This window comes from Vibrio sp. B1FLJ16 (assembly GCF_905175385.1).
Classification (GTDB): Bacteria; Pseudomonadota; Gammaproteobacteria; order Enterobacterales; family Vibrionaceae; genus Vibrio.
The window spans coordinates 718,798-734,923 of sequence record NZ_HG992749.1 but is presented as its reverse complement, the minus strand read 5'-3'; the positions used below and the strand labels follow the sequence as shown (position 1 = coordinate 734,923).

15 protein-coding genes are annotated in these 16,126 nt (G+C 44.8%); 2 read left to right on the top strand and 13 right to left on the bottom strand.

What is annotated here, in order from left to right:
• Positions 1 to 31: 31 nt before the first annotated feature.
• From thiL to KHN79_RS03250, 13 genes are all read right to left on the bottom strand, one after another.
• Positions 32 to 997 (bottom strand): thiamine-phosphate kinase, encoded by a 966-nt coding sequence (thiL, locus tag KHN79_RS03310; protein WP_182010431.1) that lies wholly within the window; start codon positions 995 to 997, stop codon positions 32 to 34.
• 87 nt (positions 998 to 1,084) lie between these two features.
• Entirely contained in the window at positions 1,085 to 1,552 is a 468-nt protein-coding gene (gene nusB, locus KHN79_RS03305) for a transcription antitermination factor NusB (RefSeq protein WP_182010430.1), read from the bottom strand.
• Positions 1,552 to 2,022: a 6,7-dimethyl-8-ribityllumazine synthase gene (ribE, locus tag KHN79_RS03300; protein ID WP_014231012.1), complete on the bottom strand. Its 471-nt coding sequence runs from the start codon at positions 2,020 to 2,022 to the stop codon at positions 1,552 to 1,554. Before ribE ends, nusB begins: the two co-directional genes overlap by 1 nt.
• A 168-nt stretch (positions 2,023 to 2,190) precedes the next feature.
• Positions 2,191 to 3,300, bottom strand: a complete 1,110-nt coding sequence (ribBA, locus tag KHN79_RS03295; RefSeq protein WP_182010429.1) for a bifunctional 3,4-dihydroxy-2-butanone-4-phosphate synthase/GTP cyclohydrolase II — start codon at positions 3,298 to 3,300, stop codon at positions 2,191 to 2,193.
• 96 nt (positions 3,301 to 3,396) lie between these two features.
• Complete coding sequence (locus KHN79_RS03290) at positions 3,397 to 4,050, bottom strand: riboflavin synthase (protein WP_182010428.1); 654 nt, start codon at positions 4,048 to 4,050, stop codon at positions 3,397 to 3,399.
• 13 nt (positions 4,051 to 4,063) lie between these two features.
• Positions 4,064 to 5,188: a bifunctional diaminohydroxyphosphoribosylaminopyrimidine deaminase/5-amino-6-(5-phosphoribosylamino)uracil reductase RibD gene (gene ribD, locus KHN79_RS03285; RefSeq protein ID WP_182010427.1), complete on the bottom strand. Its 1,125-nt coding sequence runs from the start codon at positions 5,186 to 5,188 to the stop codon at positions 4,064 to 4,066.
• 7 nt (positions 5,189 to 5,195) lie between these two features.
• A complete protein-coding gene (gene nrdR / locus KHN79_RS03280; protein WP_182010426.1) occupies positions 5,196 to 5,645 on the bottom strand; it encodes a transcriptional regulator NrdR in 450 nt (149 codons plus the stop codon).
• Between the two features lie 115 nt (positions 5,646 to 5,760).
• A complete protein-coding gene (locus KHN79_RS03275) occupies positions 5,761 to 7,011 on the bottom strand; it encodes a glutamate-5-semialdehyde dehydrogenase (protein WP_182010425.1) in 1,251 nt (416 codons plus the stop codon).
• Between the two features lie 17 nt (positions 7,012 to 7,028).
• Positions 7,029 to 8,168 carry a glutamate 5-kinase gene (gene proB, locus KHN79_RS03270; RefSeq protein ID WP_182010424.1) on the bottom strand — a complete coding sequence of 380 codons (1,140 nt, stop codon included), beginning with the start codon at positions 8,166 to 8,168 and terminating at the stop codon, positions 7,029 to 7,031.
• Between the two features lie 119 nt (positions 8,169 to 8,287).
• Positions 8,288 to 8,677 carry a sigma factor-binding protein Crl gene (crl, locus tag KHN79_RS03265; RefSeq protein ID WP_182010423.1) on the bottom strand — a complete coding sequence of 130 codons (390 nt, stop codon included), beginning with the start codon at positions 8,675 to 8,677 and terminating at the stop codon, positions 8,288 to 8,290.
• Positions 8,678 to 8,798: 121 nt separating this feature from the next.
• Positions 8,799 to 10,046 (bottom strand): esterase FrsA, encoded by a 1,248-nt coding sequence (frsA, locus tag KHN79_RS03260; RefSeq protein WP_182010422.1) that lies wholly within the window; start codon positions 10,044 to 10,046, stop codon positions 8,799 to 8,801.
• Between the two features lie 91 nt (positions 10,047 to 10,137).
• Entirely contained in the window at positions 10,138 to 10,602 is a 465-nt protein-coding gene (gene tet(34), locus KHN79_RS03255; RefSeq protein WP_182010421.1) for an oxytetracycline resistance phosphoribosyltransferase domain-containing protein Tet(34), read from the bottom strand.
• Positions 10,603 to 10,872: 270 nt separating this feature from the next.
• Positions 10,873 to 12,162 carry an NCS2 family permease gene (locus KHN79_RS03250; protein ID WP_182010420.1) on the bottom strand — a complete coding sequence of 430 codons (1,290 nt, stop codon included), beginning with the start codon at positions 12,160 to 12,162 and terminating at the stop codon, positions 10,873 to 10,875.
• Between the two features lie 1,017 nt (positions 12,163 to 13,179).
• Here KHN79_RS03250 and KHN79_RS03245 point away from each other — a divergent pair.
• Positions 13,180 to 14,652, top strand: a complete 1,473-nt coding sequence (locus KHN79_RS03245) for an aminoacyl-histidine dipeptidase (RefSeq protein ID WP_182010419.1) — start codon at positions 13,180 to 13,182, stop codon at positions 14,650 to 14,652.
• A gap of 343 nt (positions 14,653 to 14,995) precedes the next feature.
• On the top strand, positions 14,996 to 16,063 hold the full coding sequence (locus KHN79_RS03240; RefSeq protein WP_182010418.1) for a succinylglutamate desuccinylase/aspartoacylase family protein: 1,068 nt from the start codon (positions 14,996 to 14,998) through the stop codon (positions 16,061 to 16,063).
• Positions 16,064 to 16,126 lie beyond the last annotated feature (63 nt).

The following is a 16,126-nucleotide window of genomic DNA, read 5'->3' as shown; positions in this document are numbered from 1 at the left end:
GCCTATACTGCTTGTTTTGTTTCCATATTGGTTACTTAAAATGGTCGAAACCACTTAAGTTCCAGTCAAGAGGTTGATTATTATCGTGAAGTTCAAACGTGCCGTTTGGCCGAATCTGGCCAATACATGTCACTTTACAGCCAATATGAGATAAAGCGCTTTGCAATGAACCGTGGTTTTGTTCAGATACGGTAAAACACAACTCATACTCTTCTCCACTGGATAAAGCATACTGCTGAGCGCTGACCTTATCATCTAAAAACTGTACCAGTTCTGTAGAGATAGGCAATTGGGAAACATCAATACTGACCCCGACTTGCGAGCGTTTCAGGATATGTTTGATATCAGAGATTAAACCATCTGAGATATCGATAGCAGAAGAAGCTAAACCAACTAACGCCTGTCCTGCCAATACCCTGGGAGTACTCAGGTAGTGAGCTTTCTCCAGGCCTTCAGCACCTATGCGACTGCGAAGAGAGTTATCTAAAATAACATCCAGACCTGCCTTAGCATCACCTAAGCTTCCCGTCACGTATACCCAATCCCCTACTTTAGCGCCAGAACGTGTTAGTGCTTTCCCTTCAGGAACAAAACCTTGTACGGTCAGAGTTAAACTCAGCGGCCCTTTAGTCGTATCCCCGCCAATAAGCTGAATTCCAAAGTAATCGGCTAACGCAAAGAAAGCATCACAGAACGGGGCTAACCACTCCTCATCAACTTCAGGCATGGTTAAGGCGAAACTCACCCATGCAGGTGTGGCGCCCATCGCAGCTAAATCACTGATGTTTGAAGCCAGCGCTTTATGGGCAACCCAGGCAGGGTTCGCTTCAGGAAGAAAGTGTGTACCAGACACCAGGGTATCAGTGCTGACTGCAATTTGAACATTGGCTGGCGCTTTGACTAGCGCACAATCATCCCCCGCAGCTAGGTAAACATCTTTTCGTTGGCTCTGACGACCGACGAAGTACTTGTCGATCAGGTTAAATTCACCAGACATAATTTATCTATAATTATCTTTTTATCTATATCTATTTTTTGACATAAAAAAGGTCAGCAATTGCTGACCTTTTTATAGAAGAAATCGTTATTTCTTGCGAACATGTGGTGCGGCTTTATCTAGCACACCGTTCACAAATTTGTGACTGTCTTCCGCTGCGAATACTTTTGCAAGTTCGATCGCTTCGTTAATCACTACTTTGTAAGGCACATCTTCACGACGAGTCATTTCGTACATAGCAAGGCGAAGAAGCGCAAGCTCCATCATATCCAGATCCTGCATCGGACGAGATACATATGGACGAATCTTGCTATCTAGCTCAGTGTGGCTAAGTACAACACCGCTTAGTAGTTCACGAAAGTACTCTACGTCAGTTTCTGGAGCAGCAAGAGCCGGCTCTGATGCGTGAAGTTCTTCTTCATCGTATTTGTCGCCAGACAAAAACTGTTCTTCAATCTTGGCAACATTCTCTTTAGTAATTTGCCATGAGTAGATCGCCTGTAAAGCGAATTGACGTGCATTACGACGTGCGGCTGGTTTCACACTGGCCCCCATTAGGAATCAATTTCAGATAGTACATTAATCATTTCAAGTGCGCTTAGTGCAGCCTCTGCACCTTTATTACCAGCCTTGGTTCCCGCGCGTTCAATCGCTTGATCGATAGTATCGACAGTCAAAACACCGAATGCGACAGGAATGCTGTATTCCATCGACACTTGTGCCAGACCTTTATTCATTTCACTACAAACATAGTCAAAGTGAGGCGTTCCACCGCGAATAACTGAACCCAGAGAAACAATAGCGTCAAATTTGCCAGTTTTAGCAACGCGCTGAGCAACCAGAGGTAGTTCTACGGCACCAGGGCAACGAACAACAGTAATGTTGTCATCGCTTACTTGTCCGTGACGCTTTAGTGTATCGATCGCACCAGAAAGTAGGCTTTCGTTAATAAAACTGTTGAAACGAGAAATAACGATAGCAATTTTTGCATTTGGCGCTGGGAAGCCACCCTCGATCACTTTCATAAGCCTTCCTTTAACTCTATTTTTAAGTGAAATATGTTCATCAAGTGAGAATCGCCGGATTCTAGCACAATTTTGTGAGCAATATCTAATGGAAATTGGCGGGAGTGACAAGTTGCTGGCCAGAAAAAAGATAAGCTTCTTCAGGACCAGCACTTTATCATTCAGTCGTTACTCGCAGACGTACTCTACAACGTTCAGACCAAAGCCGCCTAACGCGTGGTATTTTTTATTGGTCGATGATAGCAGGCGCATATCATGAACGCCCAAATCAGCAAGAATTTGCGAGCCAACACCAACACGACGAGAAGTACCCTGTTTTTTTGCAAGAGTCGGGGCCTGACCTTTATCTTGCGCTTCAAACATTTTTACGCGATGGATCAGAAGTTCGCTTGAATCCTCATGACCGAGAACAACCAGTACTCCGCCTTCTTCGCCAATGCGTTTCATTGCTTTATCCAGAGTCCAGCTACGCTCAGCACTGCGGTCACTGCGTAACAAATCAGTAAACACATCTTGAAGGTGTACGCGGACTAATGGCGCTTTTTCTTTTAAGTCACCTTTGCACATCGCGTAATGTACCTGATTGTCGATGGTGTCTTTGTAAGTAACCAATTTAAACTCACCAAACTCAGTCGGTAGCTTACACTCAGCAACGCGTTCAATTGTGGTTTCTGTGTTATTGCGGTACTCGATCAAATCAGCAATGGTGCCCAGCTTGATGCAATGCTTTTCACCAAAGATTTCCAGGTCAGGGCGACGAGCCATTGTGCCGTCATCATTAAGAATTTCAACAATAACAGATGCTGGTTCAAGGCCTGCAAGGCGTGCTAAATCGCAACCAGCTTCTGTATGGCCAGCACGTGTCAGTACACCACCATCTTGAGCAGCCAATGGGAAAATATGCCCTGGCTGAACTAAGTCAGCTGCTTTTGCATTTTGAGCAACAGCAGCCTGGACAGTGCGGGCACGATCTGCAGCCGAGATCCCAGTAGTAACACCTTCCGCAGCTTCAATAGAAACAGTAAAGTTTGTGGTGTACTGTGCATTGTTGTCTTGCACCATGGGTGGCAACCCCAAGCTAGAACAACGCTCTTTTGTCATCGTCAGACAAATCAGGCCGCGTCCATAGGTAGCCATAAAGTTGATCGCTTCCGGCGTGATATGCTCGGCAGCCATGATCAAGTCACCTTCATTCTCACGATCTTCATCATCCATCAAGATGACCATTTTACCCGCGCGAATATCATCAATAATTTCTTGTGGTGTACTGATTGGCATATTCTGTTTCCCGTTATTCTAAAAGTTATTCTTTCGGCAACATTTCGAGTTTTGCCTGTATTAATCAATCGCCCTATTCATGTTCTCTGAATGCGATTATGCAAAGCCATTTTTCTGCAAGAACTCCATGGTGATGCTGGATTCTTGTTTCTCTTCTTGCTGGCCTTGTAACAAGCGCTCCATATAACGAGCTAACACATCTACTTCTAAGTTAACCTTTCGGCCAACCTGAAACTGATCGATGGTCGTCTCTTCACTGGTGTGCGGAACAATCGTCAGTTTAAAGGCATTCTTACGTAAATCATTCACGGTTAGGCTAATACCGTCAACGGTGATTGAACCTTTACCAGCTACATACTTGCTGATCTCAGCGGGCATCTCGACCCAAAGCTCAATCGCTCGACCAACTTGATGACGTTCAACAATTTCACCGACACCATCAACATGACCAGAAACGATGTGTCCGCCGAAACGTGTGGTCGGTAACATCGCTTTTTCCAGATTGACCTTGTCACCCACTTTATATTGGGCAAAACCAGATTTTTTCAACGTTTCCAGAGACAAATCAGCGCTGTAGTAATGGGAGCCAAAATCAACAACCGTTAAACAAACACCATTGGTCGCGATACTGTCCCCCAGTTTTACATCAGACATGTCTAATTTGCCTGTCTCAACCGTTACGGTGACGTCCTCGCCTTTCGGCGTAATCGCAGCGAGTTTACCTACTGCTTCTACAATTCCTGTGAACATAATTGCTTCTTTTCTAACTGTCTTTGCGCACGATGGTGGCAGAAATGCGAATATCCACACCTACCATTCGAACGTCGGTAATATCTAAGTCGATGGCTTGATCCATTTCGGTTAAGCCAAGTGCGCCAATCAAACCTCGGCCATCACTGCCCATCAGTTTTGGCGCAAGATAAACGATCAGTTCATCTACAAGGTTAGCTTTAATCAGTGCACTCGCGAATGTTGCCCCGGCTTCAACCCATAAGTGATTGATTTGATGCTCTGCTGCAACGGTTTTCAGCGTTGTTTCAAGATCAACTCGTCCTGCCTCATCTAAGTCAGGAGTGATATCACCGGTCTTACTGACAATGAGCCGCTCACCATCGGTATTAAACAACTTGAGATCATCAGTCAGCTGGCATTGGCGATCTAAAACGATTCGTACTGGCTGTCGAACGTCTTCGGGAGCATACAGAGACTGTACACTTTGGGGTAAATCATCCCAGCGAACATTTAAAGAGGCATTATCATCCATAACCGTTTTACTGGTTGACAGAATCCCGCCACTGATAGCACGGAAACACTGAACGTCCTGACGAGCCTGTGGGGAGGTGATCCACTGACTGCGACCATTAGCGAGCGCAGTTTGTCCGTCAAGGCTGGCTGCCATCTTCAACTGAACAAAAGGCATGCCGGTTTGCATAAACTTAATGAAGCCCCTGTTGAGATCTAAAGCATCACTTTCCAGCAAACCAACTTCGACCTCTATGCCTGCATCTCGCAGCATCTGTATACCACGCCCTGCAACTTTTGGATTTGGGTCTTGCATCGCGCAAACAACGCGAGCTACTTTGGCTTTAATTAATCCTTCAGCACAGGGAGGCGTTCGCCCGTAGTGAGAGCAGGGTTCTAGAGTGACATACGCGGTTGCGCCTTCGGTTTTATCTCCGGCCATCCTAATTGCGTGAACTTCAGCGTGCGGTTCACCTGCACGCTGATGATATCCTTCACCGACTATCTCACCGTCACGGACAATTACGCAGCCGACATTTGGGTTAGGCGCGGTAGTATAAATGCCGCGCTTAGCCAGCATAATCGCGCGCGACATCATGGAGAAATCCAGAGGGGAAAATGTAACCTGAGAAGTGTATTCAACCATATTTTAATCAGTCTTCCAGACGGGCAATCTCTTCGCCAAATTCGCGAATATCTTCAAAACTACGATAAACGGACGCAAAACGGATATAAGCAACTTTATCCAGCTCTTTTAGCTGATCCATCACTAAGTTACCAATCATCTCGCTCGGAACTTCACGCTCACCGGTCGCACGTAACTGAGACTTGATCATACTGATTGCCAGCTCTATCGCATCAGCACTCACCGGACGCTTCTCTAATGCACGTTGAATACCACCAACCATTTTATCTTCATTAAATGGTTCACGGTTTCCATTCGATTTGATGACCTTTGGCATCACCAGCTCAGCCGTTTCAAACGTGGTGAAACGTTCACTACAGGCTAAACATTGGCGACGACGACGTACCTGATGGCCGTCAGCAACCAATCGGGAATCAATAACTTTTGTTTCGGTTTCGGAACAAAAAGGACAATGCATATCACCTCCAAACTAAGTGCTCTCAAAGCCAAACTAGTGTAGCGGAATTGGTATGTGAGAGAAAACAAAAAGGGGCGTTATCGCCCCTTTTTCAATCAATAATGAGTGGAATATGTTAACTACGTACTAAGTAGTTTGCTTTACCCACCCATTTATAGCTAGTTAGCTCCTCTAAGCCCATAGGACCACGAGCATGCAGTTTTTGAGTTGATACCGCTACTTCTGCGCCAAGACCAAATTGCGCGCCATCCGTAAAGCGGGTTGCGGCATTCACATATACTGCTGCTGAACCTACAGAATTGATGAACAACTCGGAGTTTTCCAGACTATTAGTCATGATGGCATCGGAGTGACTCGCATTATGTACTCGCATGTGGTCAATCGCCTCTTTTACATCAGAGACAACTTTGACACCCAGCGTGTAGCTTAACCATTCAGTATCGAAGTCACCTTCACCAGCATCACGAATTTGTTTTGCATCCGCCATTAAAACTTTTGCTTTTGGTTCAGCGACAAATGTGACTTTATCGTTCATACGCTCAACCAACATCGGCAGAAATTCAGCCGCAACGTTTTCATGTACCAATAAAGTATCAAGTGAATTACAGGCTGACGGACGCTGAACCTTAGAGTTTTCAACCACGTCAAGTGACTTTGCCAGATCCGCAGATTCATCAACAAATATGTGGCTAATACCAAAACCACCAATGATTACCGGAATTGTGCTGTTTTCTTTACACATTTTGTGCAAACCCGCACCGCCACGAGGAATAATCATATCCACGTATTCATCTAGTTTAAGTAGTTGCGAAACCAGTTCACGATCAGGCTTCTCGATGTACTGAACCGAAGCAGCCGGTAGATTCGCTTTCGCCAGTGCAGACTGGATAACTTTAACCAGTTCCATATTGGAGAAAAAGGTCTCTTTTCCGCCGCGTAAAATGCTCGCATTACCGGTTTTCAGGCACAGTGCCGCAATATCGATAGTCACATTCGGACGCGCTTCGTAAATCACTCCAACAACACCAAGCGGGACACGGCGACGCGACAGTGACATTCCGTTTTCAAGTACTTTACTGTCGATTTCACTTCCAACCGGATCATTAAGACTGATCACGTTACGAACATCATTCGCAATACCGGTCAAACGCTCTTCATTAAGCAGAAGACGATCTAATAGCGCATCTGTCAGACCGGCTTCACGGCCCAGTTCAATATCTTTAGCGTTAGCCTCTAGAATAGCGGTTGAGTTTGATTCCAGCTCATCAGCGATGATAGCCAGAGCTTGGTTTTTCTGCGACGTTGACGCTGTCGCGAGTTCAAAAGCTGCATCTTTGGCAGCTTTACCCATGTTCGTTAGTTCCACTTTGCGTCCCTTATTGTCTATTCCTGAATGACGACAAGATCATCACGGTGAATAACTTCTGAACCGTAATCATGACCCAGAATAGAGATGATATCTTTACTGTGTTTGCCAGAAATTTTTGCCAGATCCTTGCTCGAGTATGCGCTTATGCCGCGGGCGACTAATTTACCGTGGGTATTAGTAACACGCACGACCTCACCACGGGCAAAATCACCACTCACTTTTGTAACACCTTTAGCTAGTAAGCTACTGCCGGTGCCAATTACCGCATTAACTGCACCATCGTCGATAATAATATCGCCCGATGCAGCAGGACCAGCCAAGATCCAGCGCTTGCGGTTTTCAAGTGCTTCCTCGCAAGGCAAGAAACGCGTGCCTTGCGGTTTGGAGCTTAATGAATCAAAAATCACATTAATAGCACTGCCTGCAGCGATAATAACTTCGATCCCCGCCCGACGAGCAATATCCGCCGCCTGAAGTTTCGTTGCCATACCGCCAGTACCTAGTGTTGTACCACTGCCACCTGCGATTTTACGCAGCGTGTCATCAATGGTTTTCACTTCTTTGATAAGCTCAGCATTCGGGTCTTTACGAGGATCGGCTGTAAACAAACCTTTTTGGTCGGTCAGGAGCAGTAATTTATCTGCACCACATAAAATTCCCACCAAAGCAGACAAGTTGTCGTTATCGCCTACTTTGATTTCACTTGTTGCGACAGCATCGTTTTCGTTAACAATCGGAATAATATCATTCGCAACCAAAGCATTGATGGTATCGCGGGCATTCAGGAAACGCTCACGATCTTCCAGATCGGCACGAGTCAGCAGCATCTGACCGATTTTGATACCATAAATACTAAACAGCGACTCCCACGTTTGAATCAAACGGCTTTGCCCTACTGCGGCAAGCAACTGTTTGCTCGCCATCTCGTTGGGCAGTGCGGGGTATCCAAGATGTTCACGGCCTGCTGCAATTGCACCAGACGAAACCATTACCACTGAGTGGCCTTGTTTCTTAAGCTCAGCACATTGACGCGCCAGCTCAACCATATGAGCACGATCCAGCGCCAATGTACCGCCAGTCAGAACACTTGTACCCAGTTTCACAACGACGATTTGTGGTTGCGAAACAACTGCATTTTGTTGATTCGTTGTCATGATGTCTTCTGAAGTGAAAAACAAATAGAGGGGATGTTTTAGCAATCAAATAGCGATTTAACAAGAGAAAAGGTGCGAAAACGCACCTTTTTGTTTGGTATCAAGCGAGAAGGGTCAAATTAAGCGAAGTCAAATGACTCAGTATGGTACTCCACCTCTAATTTGAAATGCTCTTCCAGTGTTTCAATCAGCTTTTGGTGAAAAGTCTTTTGTGTAGAGTAAACTTCCTCAACTGACTTTGCAGGCAATGAGTCAGACTCCCAAAGCCCTTCTTTGTTGTATTTACCAATGTGGTATTTTGCGGTAAAGCCCCCTTCGACGGATTCCAATTCCATCCACCAGCCCCAAAACTCGCGTTTTTCTGGTGATTTATTATCATCTACACACACCGATAAACAATCAAAGTAGTAACATCCTTCTTTTGATTGAGGTTCGCGTAGATATGGTCCTATAGCCTTTAACTTTGACATCAAGCGAAAGTGAGTTGGCCCCTGAGTCGTCTTTGACATATGAATCTCCGTTTTCATAATTAAAAGTGAATACTCAAAGATTAATTATTTTTATTATAAGTTTATTATGACGAGCTTATTTTTTGCTCAAGTACTCACTTTAACTCAACGGCAAGGTTTGTCATCTTAATAATTCGTCTTCCAACCACTTTATGGCTAAATCGAGGGATTGCTCATACCCTTTTGTAATTGTCTTAGAACTAATTTTCTTCGCCTGCCCGTAGTGACTAAAAAGTGCAACCAGTTGATTATCGCTATGTGGCGAAACTGGATCGCCTTCCAGGCTTATTGCCAGAATGGGAACCTTAGTTCTGCGATTGGTTAAAAAGCCCTGAACTTTCAATGACCAGGCCTTCATTTGCCCAGCCATACTATTAATATCTACGACGCTTTTCCCCAACCGTGAAGCCAACAGATCCAGATACATCTTAGGCATCTGCTGAAGTTTCTTGGGAGAAGAAAACAGGTCATGCACAGGCGCTCCCAAAGCGACACACGCTTTGATTTTCTCTTGTTCAATAAAAGAGAGGCGTACCATAGCATTGCCACCAAACCGGAATCCGACTAAGCCGACCTTGTGATGATCAACATAAGGAATGGAGTAGAACTCATTTAGTACTGCCTGATGGATGCAACTTGTGTCTTCGGTTAACGGCCAATGTGAGCTGGTTCCTACCGAAGGCATATCGACAGTCAGCATCGCGATGTCCCTCGGCGCTAAGCGGTTTCGGAACAAACGCCACATGTCTGTCTGGAGACTGTCTAAGCCAGCACTCACCATGACAACAGGCAGTTGCTTATCGGTTCTTGGCAAATGTAGGTTGGCAATGATTTTACGGTTTTGGTACGGCACTTCAATCTGCTTGATCGTATAGTGAGTTTTCTCAGATGCTTCCGAATACGCTTTATTTGCCAGTACCTGTGCCTGCAGAGCGAGGTTGTCATTTTTTAAATGCGGGTAACCTGCAATACTAAAGCACAATGAGGCAGTAAAAAGCTGCTCTGCGGCCTCTTCTCCTTGCAGTTCTTCCGAGCGTTTTTGATGCTCCATGCCCAGTTTGATCCACTCGAACGTCCAGTTTCCACTGTGGTAGCCCATCACGGTATCGAGCCAGTCATCATTGGTGCGTGAGTGTTTTGAAGAAGCAATTTTGGACAATACTTCTTCGATCTCTATCGGAGAAACACCCTGCCATGCCCACTGTAATCGTCTCAAGTTACGATACCAGGCTCGGTCACCTAACTCTTCTCGCTCATCAAGAATTTTTTGGCTGGATGGCATGTATTGAGTGAGTGCTGAAGTTTCTTTGGCTTGCTTGTGATTTACAAACAATGTTTCAGAGAGGTTTTTACTGATATCTTCAGGCATATGAAGATTCCTAGGCTAATTGCAATAACTACAATGATAATAAAAAAAATGCCCCTAGACAGGGGCATTTCTCAATATTCTTAGAATGTCATTACTTTTGCTTGCGGTTTACCGGCTCGACATACTGGATAGACATATCCCAAGGCTGCTCAATCCACGTATCTTGCTCAATATCAACAACGTAATCATCAAGAAGCTCTTTACCAGATGGCTTAGCACATACTGCAATCATTTTAGCTTTAGGATACATTTCACGTATTTTACGCGCAGTGTCGCCACTGTCTACCAGGTCTTCAACGATCAGGAAACCTTCGCCATCACCTTCTGGTGCTTTCACTACAGTCATATCGCGCTGATGATCGTGATCGTAGCTTGAGATACAGATAGTATCAACGTAACGGATACCTAGTTCACGAGCTAAGATAGCACCAGGAACCAAGCCGCCACGGCTTACTGCCCAGATCCCTTTCCATTGCTCAGCTGGCATTTGTTTCTCGGCCAGTTCACGGCAGTAAGTCTGCATCGCATCCCAAGTGATAATGAATTTTTTACTCATTGTAATAACCTAATAATTTGAAAATATGCATCCCCAATATTCAGTGAAACAGTTAGTAAGCAACATATTTCATTTTCACTAAACTCTCATACTCAGTGAGAGGCGGGGTTAAAACTGCGCAAACGATTATTCTACCGAAACCCTCTATTAATACCAATGGCGATATCAAAATTCTTCACATATGGCGCAGAAAAATCGATTTCAGTGAATAACGTAAAAATAAAAAGCCAGTGCGAATAAAAATCCGCACTGGCTTTTCGAGAGAGTATCTTAACCTACAAGGTATTTCACGATGAAGATCGCGGCCATTACCCATACACTCAGCGAAACATCACGACCTTTACCACTAAACAGTTTGATCGCAGCATAAGAAATAAAGCCTAGTGTAATACCTTCTGCAATTGAGAAAGTTAACGGCATAACCAAACAGGTAACAACCACTGGAGACGCTTCAGTCAGGTCGCGCCAGTCGATGCTGACAAGACCAGAAAGCATTAGTATTGCGACATAGAACAGAGCACCAGATGTTGCATACGCAGGAATCATACCTGCCAGTGGAGAGAAGAATAGAGCCAGAATGAACAGCACGCCGACAACAACAGCCGTCAAACCTGTACGGCCACCAGCAGCAACACCAGAAACACTTTCAATGTAAGATGTTGTATTTGAAGTACCTAAAAGAGCACCTACTGACGTTGCAGTTGAGTCAGCAAGCAGTGCTTTGTTCAGACGCGGGATATTGCCGTTTTCGTCGGTGAGGCCTGCTTTCTGAGATACACCAACCAGTGTGCCTGCCGTATCGAACAAGTCAACAAACAGGAAAGCAAACACGACTGAAATCATGCCCACTTCAAATAAACCTGAGAAATCTAACTGCAGGAATGTTGGTGCAATGCTTGGTGGCGTTGACATAACACCGCCCCACTGAACGTCACCAAAAGCCAAGCCTAAAGCTGTTACCGCCAAGATAGCGATCATCACCGCACCTTTTACTCCACGATGAACAAGAGCAATAGTCAGGAAAAAGCCAATTGAAGCTAATACCGCTGAAAGTGAAGTGATGTGGCCCAATGAAACGAGTGTTGCTGGGTTATCAACAACGATACCAGCGTTTTTCAGTGCGATAAATGCAAGGAAAAGACCAATACCAGCCGAGATGCCCGTGCGCAACGAGTGAGGGATTGAGTTGATGATCCATTCACGAATCTTGAAAATACTCAATAAAATGAATAGCACACCAGAAACAAACACTGCTGCTAATGCTACCTGCCATGTATAGCCCATGCCTAAAACGACAGAATAGGTGAAAAAGGCGTTAAGCCCCATACCCGGAGCCTGTGCAATCGGGTAGTTCGCAACAAGACCCATAATGAAACAGCCTATCGCTGCAGCAAGACAGGTAGCGACAAAAATAGCACCACGATCCATACCAGTGTCAGATAGAATAGCTGGGTTTACAAAAATGATGTAAGCCATGGTAAGGAAGGTGGTAATACCTGCGATGATCTCAGTGCGCACATTGGTGCCATTTTCACTGAGTTTAAATAGCCTTTCGAGCATGATCGAATCCTGTTAAAGGTAAAAAGTAAACGGTTGCGTAATCGATTGGCTGAATTATAAAGTTATCAAATAACAAATTCCAGACAGAATTTTAACTCTAAGCGGATTTTTTTGCAGGATATGAAACCCGTCTGCTAGCATTTTTATGCTCAGTACGTTTAAGTCTTAAGAAACAGTAGCTAGCGACAAAAAAGAGTAAACGTTCTAATGAGTACTAACTGAACAATGTAATAAACTTCCAAACGAAAATCCCGAATTATCAGCGGTAATTAAGATGTAAATGAGCAACAGATGGGTATTGTTAAGGGAGTGATATTGGAATGGACATTTAGCGGCGGTATTTTAGTCAACAGCCAGACAAAGGCATAAAAAAACGCCACTCAAATTGAGTGGCGGCGAATCATGTCAGCACTATTACTGAAAAAAAATTCCAATTTATAGGGGTGAACAAACTGTTCGAGTCACATGCGTTGACTTAGTTAGTAGCCAAAGCTTGTTGGGTATACAAAGCTACCGGTATAAACAGACTTGCTATTCCAGAACATTGTACTTGGTAAACCTTTCATAACTATCACCTTCTCTATCATATAAATCAGTCGTTGATTTCTCGGTTCCCTGGAGGCGATGAAACGGACTCATCCTTTGAGCATTTATCTTCTCTCTGAAGATGGTCATAAATATACCACCAAGAAATTTAATTACAACCATTTAGTGACATGAATCACAAATATTTCCCCAATACTCATTTATTAAGCCATGAAGGTAATTTAATTACACTTTTATAAATAACAACAAACCAGACTCAAGGTAGATGAGTATGACATCGGCGCACTTCTGTTTTCTCCACCATTTATAAACTGTGACAACACAGAGAAAACCTGTGACCGACGACTACTCGTCTCCTTCTCCAAGTGGTATCCTTGAGCCAATTAAAACCGAGTATCATTAGCATTTTCTGCTAAACACGCGTAATTTTTACATAAGATATTTGGCAATCTAGATAACAAGGAGCTTTCCGTGTCTGAATTCCATTCTGAAATCAGTACCTTATCACCTACTCCACTTTGGCGTTTTTTCGATAAGATTTGTTCTATCCCGCACCCGTCAAAGCATGAAGAGGCCCTGGCGCAATACATCATTAATTGGGCAACAGAACAAGGTCTTGATGTTCGCCGAGACGAGACTGGCAACGTATTTATCAAAAAGCCAGCGACGCCGGGTATGGAAAACAAAAAGGGCGTCGTTCTTCAAGCGCACATTGATATGGTGCCGCAAAAGAACGAAGACACTGACCACGACTTTACTAAAGATCCAATCCAGCCTTACATCGATGGTGAATGGGTAACAGCAAAAGGCACCACACTTGGTGCTGATAACGGCATTGGCATGGCATCTTGTCTGGCAGTGCTTGCCTCTACTGAGATCAAACATGGCCCAATTGAGGTCCTACTGACCATTGATGAAGAAGCAGGCATGACCGGCGCATTCGGACTACAAGAAGGTTGGCTAGAAGGTGACATCCTGCTGAACACCGACTCGGAGCAAGAAGGCGAAGTGTACATGGGTTGTGCCGGCGGTATTGATGGCGCAATGACATTCGATATCACCCGTGATGCAATCCCTGCTGGTTTCGTTACCCGTCAACTGACTTTGAAAGGTCTGAAAGGTGGCCACTCTGGCTGCGATATCCATACCGGTCGTGGTAATGCCAACAAATTACTTGGTCGTTTCCTGGCTGGCCACGCACGTGAACTGGATCTCCGTTTGGTAGAGTTCCGTGGTGGCAGCTTGCGTAACGCAATTCCTCGTGAAGCGTTTGTTACTGTAGCGCTTCCTGCAGAAAATCAGGGTAAGTTAGCTGAACTGTTTGCTTATTACACTGAACTACTGAAAGCTGAACTAGGTAAAGTTGAAACCGATATCGTCACATTTAACGAAGAAGTTGCAACAAATGCTCAAGCTTTCGCTGCAGCCGACCAGCAACGCTTTATCGCAGCTCTTAATGCCTGTCCAAACGGCGTAATGCGCATGAGTGACGAAATCGAGGGCGTAGTGGAAACCTCTCTGAACGTTGGTGTGATCACTACAGAAGAGAGCAAAGTGACCGTATTGTGTTTGATTCGTTCGCTTATTGATTCTGGTCGTAGTCAGGTTGAGAGCATGCTGCATTCTGTTGCCGAACTAGCAGGTGCGAACATTGAGTTCTCTGGTGCCTACCCGGGCTGGAAGCCAGATGCAGATTCAGAGATCATGGCCATCTTCCGTGATATGTACGAAGGCATCTACGGTCATAAACCAAACATCATGGTTATCCACGCAGGTCTTGAGTGTGGTCTGTTTAAAGAACCTTATCCTACTATGGACATGGTTTCTTTCGGCCCAACGATTAAATTCCCTCACTCTCCTGACGAGAAAGTGAAAATAGATACTGTTCAGCTGTTCTGGGATCAAATGGTCGCGCTTCTGGAAGCTATTCCTGAAAAAGCATAACGATTTGATTGATTAAATTCGTAATAGAAAAGGGTGTCTAGGCACCCTTTTTTGTTGCGCGCTAATTAACTATCGGAAAAGCAGAAGTTTCTTTCTCAACGTCTCATTATTCTTTCAAGAGCCAGATCGTTGTCTTAATCAGATTTAATCGAACACCTACAGGGGCTGCTATATACAAGGCTGATAAATAAAGTCATATTTAAAGAAAATTTTTTACCTATTAGTTTTTGTAGTCGACAGGTCGCCTTAATTAAAAATATTTGTCGCATCCTTAATCAGAATGATTGGTGTGATTATGACGTGATTGTTACATTGTCGATAACCTATTTGACAGAGATGGTTTATGGTCAGAAGTAAAAGAAGTAAAGTATTTGAACTGCTTGGACATCAAATACAGCCAGGACAGCGGCTGGAGATCGAGTTCGAAGCCGCACAACTGTACACCCACTCGCCTTTGTCGATACCTGTAGAGATCATCCACGGAAAATTTGATGGACCGGTGCTGATGGTCAATGCAGCAATCCACGGTGATGAACTCAATGGTGTTGAGATCGTTCGTCAGATCATAAACCAATTAGATCCATCAAAATTGAAAGGTACCGTTATCGCCGTACCAATAGTCAATGTGTTTGGTTTTATCCATAAATCACGCTACCTGCCGGATCGCCGTGACCTCAACCGCTGTTTTCCTGGCAGTGAAAAAGGCGCTTTGGCCTCTCGTATGGCACACGGGTTCTTTAACAATATCGCCAAGCGTAGTAACTATATATTGGACTTGCACACCGGTGCTATCCATCGTACTAATCTTCCGCAGATCCGCGCCAACCTGAGCAACCCGGAAACACTGCGTATTGCCAAAGCCTTCGCTACGCCGGTGATTATTGATTCCGCGTTACGTGATGGTTCTTTACGCAGTGAAGCGGAGAAATGCGATATTCCGGTTCTCACTTACGAAGCGGGTGAAGCATTACGTTTTGATCCACTCTCTATCAGCGCAGGTGTAATGGGCATCAGACGCGTAATGCAAGCCATCGGCATGCTACGCGCGAGTCGTAAAAAACTGCCGGAGCCTGTTATTGCCAAATCGACCAGCTGGGTTCGTGCTCCGGGTAACGGGATTTTGCGTACTGTAGTGAACCTTGGAGACAACGTTGAGCAAGGAGAGACTCTTGCTTACATCAGCTCCCCGCTCGGCCATGCAGAAATTGAACTTAAAGCACCTAAAAGTGGCCTAGTAATTGGTCAGCAAACACTACCACTGGTGAATGAAGGTGACGCTATTTTCCACCTTGCCTACTTTAAGCAAGGGGACAGTGAGGTAGGACAAGCGGTCGAGAGCTATATTGAAGAACTCAATGAGTTTGATGTCGACCAGATCACTACCGGGCAAATTCCGCTCGACGTTCAGTAAAAACTTACAATCTAAAACAACAAAGCCCTGAAGTAGACTTCAGGGCTTTTTACATCACTGATG

Coding starts and splice junctions, on each gene's coding strand:
- KHN79_RS03250 (WP_182010420.1), bottom strand. CDS start 12,162: ATGCTCGAAAGGCTATTTAAACTCAGTGAAAATGGCACCAATGTGCGC.
- ribD (WP_182010427.1), bottom strand. CDS start 5,188: ATGGTTGAATACACTTCTCAGGTTACATTTTCCCCTCTGGATTTCTCC.
- ribE (WP_014231012.1), bottom strand. CDS start 2,022: ATGAAAGTGATCGAGGGTGGCTTCCCAGCGCCAAATGCAAAAATTGCT.
- KHN79_RS03290 (WP_182010428.1), bottom strand. CDS start 4,050: ATGTTCACAGGAATTGTAGAAGCAGTAGGTAAACTCGCTGCGATTACG.
- nrdR (WP_182010426.1), bottom strand. CDS start 5,645: ATGCATTGTCCTTTTTGTTCCGAAACCGAAACAAAAGTTATTGATTCC.
- proB (WP_182010424.1), bottom strand. CDS start 8,168: ATGACAACGAATCAACAAAATGCAGTTGTTTCGCAACCACAAATCGTC.
- nusB (WP_182010430.1), bottom strand. CDS start 1,552: ATGGGGGCCAGTGTGAAACCAGCCGCACGTCGTAATGCACGTCAATTC.
- ribBA (WP_182010429.1), bottom strand. CDS start 3,300: ATGCCAATCAGTACACCACAAGAAATTATTGATGATATTCGCGCGGGT.
- crl (WP_182010423.1), bottom strand. CDS start 8,677: ATGTCAAAGACGACTCAGGGGCCAACTCACTTTCGCTTGATGTCAAAG.
- frsA (WP_182010422.1), bottom strand. CDS start 10,046: ATGCCTGAAGATATCAGTAAAAACCTCTCTGAAACATTGTTTGTAAAT.
- thiL (WP_182010431.1), bottom strand. CDS start 997: ATGTCTGGTGAATTTAACCTGATCGACAAGTACTTCGTCGGTCGTCAG.
- KHN79_RS03240 (WP_182010418.1), top strand. CDS start 14,996: ATGGTCAGAAGTAAAAGAAGTAAAGTATTTGAACTGCTTGGACATCAA.